Origin of the sequence: Nitratifractor sp. (assembly GCF_015487065.1) — a bacterium.
GTDB lineage: Bacteria > Campylobacterota > Campylobacteria > Campylobacterales > Sulfurovaceae > Nitratifractor.
In genome coordinates, this window is sequence record NZ_WFQN01000042.1 from 1 (window position 1) to 9,970 (window position 9,970).

11 protein-coding genes are annotated in these 9,970 nt (G+C 52.4%); 7 read left to right on the plus strand and 4 right to left on the minus strand.

The window, feature by feature from the left end:
- A partial coding sequence (locus tag F8I07_RS02180) for a hypothetical protein (RefSeq protein WP_292655145.1) occupies window positions 1-683 on the minus strand: 683 nt, incomplete at its 3' end.
- 52 nt (window positions 684-735) lie between these two features.
- Here F8I07_RS02180 and F8I07_RS02185 point away from each other — a divergent pair.
- The 6 genes from F8I07_RS02185 to pssA all read left to right on the plus strand — a co-directional run bounded on the left by F8I07_RS02185 (window position 736) and on the right by pssA (window position 6,977).
- A complete protein-coding gene (locus F8I07_RS02185) occupies window positions 736-1,536 on the plus strand; it encodes a 3'-5' exonuclease (RefSeq protein ID WP_292655148.1) in 801 nt (266 codons plus the stop codon).
- 335 nt (window positions 1,537-1,871) lie between these two features.
- Complete coding sequence (gene hisH / locus F8I07_RS02190; RefSeq protein ID WP_292655150.1) at window positions 1,872-2,483, plus strand: imidazole glycerol phosphate synthase subunit HisH; 612 nt, start codon at window positions 1,872-1,874, stop codon at window positions 2,481-2,483.
- A gap of 117 nt (window positions 2,484-2,600) precedes the next feature.
- Window positions 2,601-3,317 carry a 1-(5-phosphoribosyl)-5-[(5-phosphoribosylamino)methylideneamino]imidazole-4-carboxamide isomerase gene (gene hisA, locus F8I07_RS02195; protein ID WP_292655152.1) on the plus strand — a complete coding sequence of 239 codons (717 nt, stop codon included), beginning with the start codon at window positions 2,601-2,603 and terminating at the stop codon, window positions 3,315-3,317.
- On the plus strand, window positions 3,317-4,144 hold the full coding sequence (locus F8I07_RS02200; RefSeq protein ID WP_292655155.1) for a 50S ribosomal protein L11 methyltransferase: 828 nt from the start codon (window positions 3,317-3,319) through the stop codon (window positions 4,142-4,144). The genes hisA and F8I07_RS02200 overlap by 1 nt, the downstream gene beginning before the upstream one ends.
- Complete coding sequence (ftsH, locus tag F8I07_RS02205) at window positions 4,137-6,227, plus strand: ATP-dependent zinc metalloprotease FtsH (RefSeq protein WP_292655158.1); 2,091 nt, start codon at window positions 4,137-4,139, stop codon at window positions 6,225-6,227. The genes F8I07_RS02200 and ftsH overlap by 8 nt, the downstream gene beginning before the upstream one ends.
- A 39-nt stretch (window positions 6,228-6,266) precedes the next feature.
- Window positions 6,267-6,977: a CDP-diacylglycerol--serine O-phosphatidyltransferase gene (gene pssA / locus F8I07_RS02210; RefSeq protein ID WP_292655161.1), complete on the plus strand. Its 711-nt coding sequence runs from the start codon at window positions 6,267-6,269 to the stop codon at window positions 6,975-6,977.
- A gap of 20 nt (window positions 6,978-6,997) precedes the next feature.
- On the opposite strand, the gene F8I07_RS02215 is transcribed toward pssA, so the two are convergent.
- The 3 genes from F8I07_RS02215 to F8I07_RS02225 form a co-directional block, all read right to left on the minus strand.
- On the minus strand, window positions 6,998-7,306 hold the full coding sequence (locus tag F8I07_RS02215) for a hypothetical protein (protein WP_292655163.1): 309 nt from the start codon (window positions 7,304-7,306) through the stop codon (window positions 6,998-7,000).
- Entirely contained in the window at window positions 7,300-7,815 is a 516-nt protein-coding gene (luxS, locus tag F8I07_RS02220; protein ID WP_292655166.1) for an S-ribosylhomocysteine lyase, read from the minus strand. The genes F8I07_RS02215 and luxS overlap by 7 nt, the downstream gene beginning before the upstream one ends.
- 73 nt (window positions 7,816-7,888) lie before the next feature.
- Window positions 7,889-8,866 carry an integron integrase gene (locus F8I07_RS02225; RefSeq protein ID WP_292655168.1) on the minus strand — a complete coding sequence of 326 codons (978 nt, stop codon included), beginning with the start codon at window positions 8,864-8,866 and terminating at the stop codon, window positions 7,889-7,891.
- A 275-nt stretch (window positions 8,867-9,141) separates the two neighbouring features.
- On the opposite strand from F8I07_RS02225, the gene F8I07_RS02230 reads away from it, so the two are divergent.
- A complete protein-coding gene (locus F8I07_RS02230) occupies window positions 9,142-9,813 on the plus strand; it encodes a class I SAM-dependent methyltransferase (protein ID WP_292655171.1) in 672 nt (223 codons plus the stop codon).
- Window positions 9,814-9,970 lie beyond the last annotated feature (157 nt).

The following is a 9,970-nucleotide window of genomic DNA, read 5'->3' on the forward strand; positions in this document are numbered from 1 at the left end:
AGGGGATCGAAACGTCGTTTGAGCTGAGCCATACTTTTGGAGGCATAGGCCGGTCGGCCGAAGAAATCGATCATTACTCCGTTGGGCGGGGGGATCATCTGGTCGATATGCATGCCGACTCCGCCCCCTTCCCGCAGAATCTTTGCAATACTCCGTAGTGCCCCTTTGCGCTCAACTACCCGGTGACCGAATCCCTTGCGATAGGGCTGGATAATCCGCTCGTCGATCAGTGGATTTTTGCTCTGAGCCTTGGCCACCAGGGTTCCCGGCAAACCGTTGACAGCAAAAAACTGAGCCAAGAACTCCCAGTTACCATAATGGGAGACCAGAAAAACCATTCCCCGCCGGTTCTGCTCCTTAAGCCGGGCGATCCGTTCCCTGGCCTCTTCGAGATTGACGACTGTCTTTTCATAGTCGAAGCGGCCGGTAAGCATCAGAACCATCTCGGCATAGAAGTGGGCTTTGTGCCAGCGGTATCGGGCAGCGATCTCTTGCCGTGCTTCTTCACTCATCTCCGGAAATGCGATCGCCAGGTGCTGCCGGATCCTCTCATCCCGTCGGCCTCCGGGGGCGTAGCTGCGCTCGGCGATCTGGCGGCTCAAGGCATAGAGGCTCTTTTTCGGCAGATAGCGGGCTACACCCAAGAGGCTCCGGACCGTGTAATACTCCAAGTTCTGTCTCATACGTTCTTATGCCTTTTATGCTCTTGGATATAATTCTATCGAAAGGTGATCTATGATCTGTATTTTTGACTGCGAAACCATTCCCGATATCGAATTGATCCGCCGAAATTTTGAGGTGGGAGGCCTTTCCGAAGCCGCTGCAATCAACAAGGCGCAGCAGCTTTACGCAGAAGATCACGGCGGAAGCACCTTCCTTCCCCTGCCCTATCACCGGGTCGTCGCCCTCTCGGCCGTCATCGCCGACGATTTCGGCAATTTTATCAAAGTGGGGGATTTCGGAAACGGTTCGGATGAAGAAGCGGCGATCATTCGACACTTTTTCGATTTTATCGAAGAGCGCAATCCCCGGCTTGTCTCTTTCAACGGCCGGGGCTTCGATATGCCGATGCTCCTGATCCGGGCTCTGCGCTATAACTTCTCTTTCCCCGCCTGGTTTGACCAGAACAATCCCCAACTCAACAAAACCAAGTGGGAAAACTACCGCCAGCGCTACGCCGAGGAGTTCCACACCGACCTGCTGGACAGCCTTGGCAGTTTCGGAGCGGTGCGGAACCTCAAACTCGATCTGCTCTGCACCATGGCAAATATCCCGGGCAAATATGACGTCAGCGGCGATCAGGTCACCGAACTTTACTTCCGGGGGGAGCTGGAGAAGATCCGGGAGTACTGCCAATCCGACGTCCTCAACACCTACTGGCTCTGGCTCAAATATGAGCTGCTCCGGGGCAGACTCACCCTGGAGGATTACGCCCGCTTCCTCGAAACGATGCGGGAGAAGATGCCGAAGGATCAGGGGTATTATGCCCCTTTCTCCACAGCGATTGATGCTGAGCTGGATCGGCTGAAGGATTAACACCCCATTGGATATAATCATATGATTTCTATCCCGAAAAGGTGAGACGGAGTGGGTACATTCAATTATTGGATATGTCATTTGATATTAGTCGGCAGTCGGCAGTCGGCAGTCGGCAAAGCGGGGGTCGCAAGTCGCAAGTCGCAAGTCGCAGGAAGTGTCGCCTTCGGCGACGTTATTGGTTATTGTTTATTGGTTATTGGAAACGTTACCAAGCAACGCAAACCGAAACCATTCATCATTCATCATTCATCATTCATCATTCGAAAGCATAGCTTTCGTTTCCGGTTCTTCATTCCTCATTCCTCATTTGAAAAACTCCCAAGGAGTTTTGCATGATCGCCGTAGTCGATTACAAAATGGGGAATCTCGGCTCCGTTATCAACGCTTTCAAAAAGGTCGGGGCCAAGGCGGAACTGGTCAGCGATCCGGAGAAACTTGCCCGCTACAGCCGGGTCCAGCTCCCCGGAGTCGGGGCCTTTCCCGACGCCATGGAGCATCTGCGATCCAACGGGATGGACGAGGCGATCCGGGAGTTCGCCAAAAGCGGCAAACCGCTGATGGGCACCTGTCTGGGGATGCAGCTTCTCTTTGAAGAGAGCGAGGAGTTCGGTCGTCATGAGGGTTTAGGCTTGATTCCGGGCAAGGTCGTTCGCTTCGATGAGACCAAATTCGATCATCCCCATAAAGTCCCCCATATGGGCTGGAATGAACTCTTCGTTCAGAAAGATTCACCGATCTTCGAAGGACTCCCCACGGAGTTTTATCTCTACTTCGTCCACTCCTATCATGCGGTCTGCGATGACCAATATGCCATCGGCAAGACCCACTACGGATACGACTTCGTCAGTGCTGTCCAACGGGAGAACGTCTACGGTTTCCAACCCCACCCGGAAAAGAGCCATGATAACGGTTTGAAGATCGTAGAGAATTTCACGAAACTGTGAATGAGTCGCAAGCCAAAGGCATGGGGCTCCGCCCCTCAAGTCACAAGACAAAAGGATACAAATGATTCAAATCGTAAACCGAAATTTCTCATTTGAAAAACTCATAAGGAGTTTTTCATGGTAATTCTCCCCGCCATCGACCTCAAAGACGGTAAGGCGGTCCGGCTCTCCAAGGGGTTGATGGATTCGGCCAAGATCTACAGCGACGAACCCTGGCAGGTCGCCAAACATTTCGAGGAGCTGGGCAGCGAATGGCTCCACCTGGTGGACCTCAACGGCGCCTTCGCCGGAGAGCCGAAAAACCTGGAGCAGATCCGTAAAATCCGGGAAAACTGCAACCTGAAACTGGAACTGGGCGGGGGAATCCGGGATGAAGAGACGATCCGGATGTACCTTGACCTGGGGGTCGAACGGTTGATCCTGGGGTCCGTGGCCGTCAAAGATCCCGATTTTGTCCGCAAGATGGCGGCCAAATACCCCATCGTTGTCGGGATCGATGCCGTCGACGGGATGGTAGCAGTAGAGGGCTGGGCCGAAGTGAGCAAGATGAAAGCCACCGACCTGGCCCGGGCCTTTGCCGACGCGGGAGTCGAGGCGATCATCTGTACCGACGTCGGGCGCGACGGGATGCTCAGCGGTATCAACATCGACTTTACCCGGAGTATCGCCGAAGCTAGCGGACTTCCCACCATCGCCAGCGGCGGCCTGCGGGATATCGAAGATATCCGGAAGCTCATCGAAGCCGGAATCTACGGAACCATCGTCGGCAAAGCCTTCTATGAGGGCACCCTCGATCTGGCCGAAGCTTTTCGTCTCGCCCGGGGAGAAGCGTGATGCAGGAGCGTTACACCGAACTTCGTTTTCTCACCGAACCCGCTTTTGTCGATCTTCTGGCCGACTATATCGCCTCCATCAGCGATGAGGCGATCGAATATGGCAACGACCGGATCATCCTGCGTACCGAGGCCGAAACACTCCCTGTCATCGAGGCGGTCCGGAAACTAGCCGAAGAGGCCGATATCCCGCTGACAATCGAGGAGGAAGAGAAGGAGAACGTCGACTGGATCAAAAGCTACCAGGATTCGGTCCAGCCCATTGAAGCGGGACCCTTTTACATCCATCCCGAGTGGTACCCTCCCCAAGAAGGAAAGATCAATATCCTGATCAATCCCGCTCTGGCCTTCGGTTCCGGCCATCACGCCACGACCCACAGCTGCCTGGAGGCGATCGGAACCTATGTCCAAGAGGGCGATACCCTTCTCGATGTGGGATGCGGCAGCGGGATCCTGGCTCTGGCCGCCCGCAAACTGGGAGCAAAGGTGGAGCTCTGCGATACTGATCCGTTGGCCGTAGAGAGCGCGACGGAAAACTTCACCCTCAACGGGGAGGAATTCGAAGCGATCTGGAAAGGTTCCGCCCATAAAAGTGACCGGTGTTATCGGATCGTCGTCGCCAATATCATCGCCGATGTGCTCAAAGCCATCGCTCCCCAGCTGAAAGCAAGGATGGAAAAAGATTCTCTCTTGATTCTTTCAGGGATTTTGGATAAAAAAGAGGCTATCGTTACGCCCGCTTTCTGCGATCTTGAGCTCATAGAGCGCAAACAGAAAGATGAGTGGGTCACCCTGATCTATACGAACACAAAGGACGTCAATGGCTAATCAACCCAACGACAACAAGAACAACAAGAATTTTTTCAACGACAACCCGCTGCTGGCCTTTGCCCTCTTCTCCATCGTCATCATTCTGGTCTTCAAGCTCCTCATCGGTGATCAGACCGGCGGACTGAATCAGATGATGACTCAGGGGCAGTCAGGGGTGGTCGTCACCAAAAAGGCTACCTACTCCGAGGTCAAACGCCTGGCCAAAGAGGGCAAAATCAAAAAAGTCAAAATCACACCAACTACCATTGAAGCGATCGGTGAAGATGAGGGGCGTACCGTACGCTACATTGCTGAGAAGATCCCAGCCAATGACCCTGATTTCATCAAGATCCTCGATGAGAAAAATATTGAATACAGCGGGGTCATGGGCAACGGGTTCGTCAGCGAGATGATCAGTATGCTTCTGCCGATCCTGATCTTCTTCGCGATCTGGATCTTCCTGGCCAAACGGATGTCCAAGGGAATGGGCGGCGGTATTTTGGGTGTCGGCAAGGCAGGAAAACTGATCAACAGTGAAAAGCCCAATGTCAAATTTGACGACGTGGCCGGTGTGGATGAGGCCAAAGAGGAGGTCAAGGAGATCGTCGATTTCCTCAAATACCCCGAGCGCTATATCGCCCTGGGGGCCAAAATCCCCAAAGGGGTCCTGCTGGTGGGCCCTCCGGGGACCGGAAAAACCCTGCTGGCCAAAGCGGTCGCGGGAGAGGCGAGCGTGCCCTTCTTCTCTGTCAGCGGTTCGAGCTTTATCGAGATGTTTGTCGGCGTCGGGGCCAGCCGGGTGCGGGACCTCTTTGAACAGGCCAAGAAAGAAGCCCCTTCGATTATCTTCATCGACGAGATCGACGCCATCGGAAAGAGCCGGACCGCCGGCGGCCCCATGGGCGGCAACGACGAACGGGAGCAGACCCTCAACCAGCTTCTGGCGGAGATGGACGGCTTCGGCTCCGACACCCCGGTCATTGTCTTGGCCGCTACCAACCGTCCTGAAGTTCTCGACCCGGCTCTGCTGAGGGCGGGACGTTTCGACCGGCAAGTCCTGGTGGACAAACCCGACTTCGAGGGGCGCCTGGCGATCCTGAAGATCCACAGCCGGGATGTCAAACTGGCTCCCGATGTGGACCTGGAAGAGGTGGCCAAAGCCACTGCCGGTCTGGCCGGAGCCGATCTGGCCAATATCATCAACGAAGCGGCGCTGCTGGCGGGACGCCAAAACAAAAAACAGATCGAGCAGTCCGATCTGATGGAGGCGATCGAACGGGCCTTCGTAGGACTGGAGAAGAAAAACCGCAAGATCAACGATCTAGAGAAACGGATCGTCAGCTACCACGAGAGCGGCCACGCCCTGATGGCGGAACTCACCGAAGGGGCGACCCGGGTCACCAAGGTCTCCATCATCCCGAGGGGACTGGGTGCCCTGGGCTATACCCTCCATCTCCCGGATGAGGAGAACCGCTTCCTCAAGCAGAAACACGAACTCCTGGCCGAAATCGACGTGCTGCTGGGAGGTCGAGCTTCGGAAGAGATCTTTATCTGTGACATCTCCACCGGGGCGGGCAATGACCTGCAGCGCGCCACTGACATCATTAAAGATATGATTACCAAATACGGGATGAGTGATGTGGCCGGACTGATGGTCCTGGAGAAGAGTGCTGGCGGCGCCTTCCTGGGAGGCGGCCAGGTGATCAAGGATTACAGCGAAAAGACCGCCGAGGCGATCGATGAGGCGGTCAAGAAACTTCTGGACGAGCGTTATGCCCACGTCAAACAGACCCTCCAGGACTATGCCGAAGCGATCCACGAGATGGCCAAGGTCCTCCTGGATGTCGAAGTGATCGAAGGCTGTAAGGTCCGCGAGATCATCGAAGAGTTTGAAAAACGTCACCATCTTCCCAGTCGTCTGGCCCATAAGGAGAAGGTAGAACAGGAGAAATGTGAGCGGGAGGAGCGGGCGCAGAAGCGAGAGAATAATGCCTCGGCGGAGCAATCTGCAGGAACAGAAACGAAAGAGGAGACTCCCCGGGATGAAAATGTACCGACCGAGCCTAACGACAAAGCAGGGGGAGAGGCATCCTCTTCCTAAGCACTGCTTTCATCCGGATTTGACCAAAAGCGAGCATCCATGAAGCAACCCCGCCCCCGACTTATCTATGTCCTTCCCAATCTTTTTACCTCCGCGTCGATCTTTACGGGAATTATCAGCCTGACCGAGGCCTCAAAAGGGCATTTCGACATGGCGGCCTGGCTGATCTTTCTCTCCCTGATCTTCGACGGGCTCGACGGGAGGATCGCCCGGCTTACCCATACCTGCTCCCGCTTCGGCCTGGAACTCGACTCTCTGGCGGATCTGGTGGCCTTCGGTGTGGCCCCGGCGATGCTGCTCTATTTTCAGTTCGGCAAGGACTATGGGCGTTTCGGGGTTCTGGTCAGTGCCCTTTTCGTCATCTTCGGAGCGATCCGCTTGGCACGCTTCAATGTCACCGACAGTTGCAACGATCCGAGAGTCTTTATCGGGCTACCGATTCCGACCGCTGCCATCTTCGTCGCGGGGTGGTCACTGCTGCTGGAGAAGCATCAGCTCCACTCTCTGGGCGCGCTGCTTCTCTTTGCCGCGTTGCTGGTCAGTCTGTTGATGGTCAGCAACATCCGCTATCCCTCGTTCAAAAAGATCGATCTCAACCGCCCTCTGCTTCTCAAAACCCTGGTCATTCTCACCCTCACTGCTTCGCTGCTCTATCTTTTCAGCAACGAGGGACTGGCTCTTCTAATCACCGCCTATGTCCTCTACGGCCCTTTGCGTACCGTACGGCTCTTCTATCTGCGGTCGCATTGACAAATCCTGAAATCGGTTCTTTAAAAACCGATTTCATCCAGTTCCTTGAACTTGAATCCTTCCATAATCAGTTCGATGGTCTCCTGCCCTTCCCGGCGGGCCAAGACCATCATCCCGGCCTCCATCAGATCCATGGCGTTCTCGAAGCGGTTCTCCAGGACCGCGAAATCGATCCAATCGGCTCCGGTTTGATCCCAGTCGGGATGGAAGGTCACCGAACGGACCCCCCCGGCATCGAAATCGACCAAGGCCCACTGTTCTGCCTCCATTCGAGGGGAGATCTGCGCCTCTTTGGGATCGGATCCTTTGACGGGAATCAGAATCAGCATGTGGCCCCTTTGATCTTGTCGGGATCGAGTTTCAGCTCCTCGTTGTTCATGATTCCGATCCCCCGTTCCAGGACGTTGGCGGCGATCTCTTTGGCCTCTTCCAGGGAGTGCATCTTGCAACTGCCGCACTGGTAGATATTGAGCTCGGGAATATCCTCCTGGGAGGGGACGTTCAACACATCCCGCATGGAGGCTTCCCAGGCTTGGGCCACCCGCTCCTCGTCGGGGGTGCCGATGAGGGACATATAGAAGCCGGTCCGGCACCCCATGGGAGAGATATCGATGATCTCCACCCCGTCGCCGTTGAGATGATCCCGCATGAAGCCGGCGAAGAGATGTTCGAGGGTGTGAATTCCTTTTTCGCTCATCATCTCTTCGTTGGGTTTGCAAAAACGCAGGTCAAAGACGGTGATGGTATCCCCACAGGGGGTCTGCATCGTCTTGGCCACCCGCACGGCGGGGGCGGGCATCCGGGTGTGGTCTACCATGAAACTGTCAAGCATCGGCATCGAGAATCCTTTGATCTTTTTGGGGGATTATAGCACGGTTGGTAGAAAGCACCATTCTTCCACTTTCAATTCATCAAGCCGACAGATCCAACGGGCTGATCACTTTGCCCTTGTTCAACTCCGCCACGACATGGGTATAGATCATCGTCGTTTCGACGGACTTGTGTCCCAGCAGCTCCTGGATGCTCCGCAGGTCGACACCGTTTTGCAAAAGGTGCGTGGCGTAGGAGTGCCGGAAGATATGGGAGCTGATTTTCTTTTGGATGCCGGCTTTTTTCGCCGCATTGCGGATATTGCGCCCCAGAGTCGCTTCAAGAACATGGTGGCGGCGGATAATTCCGCTTCTGGGATCTCGTGAGACTTTGCGCATTGGAAAGAGGTACTGCCATTTTGTTTCATAGGGTGCCTTGGGATATTTTCTAGCCAAACGGTGGGGTAATTCGACGCTTCCGTAGCCTTGTTTGAGATCTTCTTGGTGGATCGCTTTGACCTTTTCGACCTGTATTTTCAACTCTTCTTTGATGGATTGAGGAAGTGGTAGCGTCCGGTCTTTTGGACTCTTGCTCTCCCAGATATAAACGGTATCGAATCCGAAATCGATATCTTTGATCCGGAGATTGAGCACTTCGCTCATCCTGAGGCCGCACCCATACATCACCTTGACAATCAGCTGATAGATTCCATCCAAATTATCGATCACCCGTCGGACCTCTTCACGAGTCAATACCACAGGGATATGTTTGCGCTCTTTGGCCCGGAGCGCCTGAATGTTCCACTCACTCACATCCACACCTAGGACTTCTCGGTAGAGAAATAGCAAGGCACTGAACGCCTGGTTCTGCGTGGTGGGAGAGACACCCTGATCGGCAGCCAGCCAGCTGAGAAAAGATTCGATCTCCTCCTTGCCCATCGTCAGGGGGTGTCGTTTGTTGTGATAGACGATGTAGCGTTTGATCCATCCGATATAGGAGCGTTCCGTTTTGAGGCTGTAGTGTTTGAGGCGTATTTTATCCCTCACCTTATCCAAAAGCTTCTTTTTCCTGGTTTGCATAGTATTCTCCGTTAGCAGAACATTTTGTCATGCTATTGGAATATGGGCCGTTATCTAAACATTTGTCTTCAGATAACGGCTGTAGAGCCAATAGCACGACATTGTGAATAAGGGAATTCTGAAGAAAAATACAGTAGAATGGGGTTAAAAATGTCAGATTGTCATATTTTTGTAAATAGCAGTACATCTCAAATGTTCTGCTATTTGGTGATTCTAGGGGTATTTGATATAAAATGTTCACACAATAAATAGTTATACTTACAAAAGACATATGAATGGATGAAATAGAAAAAAGAAAAAAAGCAAGAAAATTTGCAAAGAAATCATTAAGTAAAAATAAACCTCTTGATTGGTTTGAAAAACTTTACACACAGGCAAAAGAGGGAAGAGCAATTATTCCATGGGCTGATTTTGAACCGAATCCTAATTTGGTAGAGTTGTTTGAGCAAAACAATTTTGAATCAAGAAATAAAACCGCATTGAAAATTGGTTGTGGTCTAGGAGATGATGCAGAGTTTTTATCTCAAAAAGGTTTCATTGTTACTGCGTTTGATATATCCAAAAGTGCTATCGAGTGGGCAAAAGAGAGGTTTAAAAATACAAAAGTAAATTACATTGTTGCTGACCTATTTAAAATAGAAGAAAGTTTGAAAAACACAAAATTTGATTTTGTTGTAGAGTCATATACACTCCAGGTTTTACCAAAAAAATTGAGGAAAGAAGCCATTCCAATTATAGCGAATCTTGTAAAAAAAGATGGTATACTGCTTTTGATAACAAGAGCTAGAAATGAAAATGATGATGAAGGACAAATGCCTTGGCCTTTATTGAAAAAGGAAATTTTAGAGTTAGAAAAATATCAACTTAAAATAATCTCTTTTGAAGATTATTTTGACAATGAAGAACCAAGAGTTAGAAGATTTAGAGTCGTGTTTAAAAAAGTATAACAAATCATTGGAGAGAAATATTTGACCTTGCGGCTCAAATATTTCTCAACTCAGTCGTTGTACTGGCGCATTCGCGCCAGTACAACGGCCTGCGGGCGTGAACCTCCCGCATTGTCGTACCGTGCGATGCACGGTCCAACAAGCGGAAGCACCCGAC

Coding starts and splice junctions, on each gene's coding strand:
- F8I07_RS02185 (WP_292655148.1), top strand. CDS start 736: ATGATCTGTATTTTTGACTGCGAAACCATTCCCGATATCGAATTGATC.
- hisH (WP_292655150.1), top strand. CDS start 1,872: ATGATCGCCGTAGTCGATTACAAAATGGGGAATCTCGGCTCCGTTATC.
- hisA (WP_292655152.1), top strand. CDS start 2,601: ATGGTAATTCTCCCCGCCATCGACCTCAAAGACGGTAAGGCGGTCCGG.
- F8I07_RS02200 (WP_292655155.1), top strand. CDS start 3,317: ATGCAGGAGCGTTACACCGAACTTCGTTTTCTCACCGAACCCGCTTTT.
- ftsH (WP_292655158.1), top strand. CDS start 4,137: ATGGCTAATCAACCCAACGACAACAAGAACAACAAGAATTTTTTCAAC.
- pssA (WP_292655161.1), top strand. CDS start 6,267: ATGAAGCAACCCCGCCCCCGACTTATCTATGTCCTTCCCAATCTTTTT.
- F8I07_RS02215 (WP_292655163.1), bottom strand. CDS start 7,306: ATGCTGATTCTGATTCCCGTCAAAGGATCCGATCCCAAAGAGGCGCAG.
- luxS (WP_292655166.1), bottom strand. CDS start 7,815: ATGCCGATGCTTGACAGTTTCATGGTAGACCACACCCGGATGCCCGCC.
- F8I07_RS02225 (WP_292655168.1), bottom strand. CDS start 8,866: ATGCAAACCAGGAAAAAGAAGCTTTTGGATAAGGTGAGGGATAAAATA.
- F8I07_RS02230 (WP_292655171.1), top strand. CDS start 9,142: ATGGATGAAATAGAAAAAAGAAAAAAAGCAAGAAAATTTGCAAAGAAA.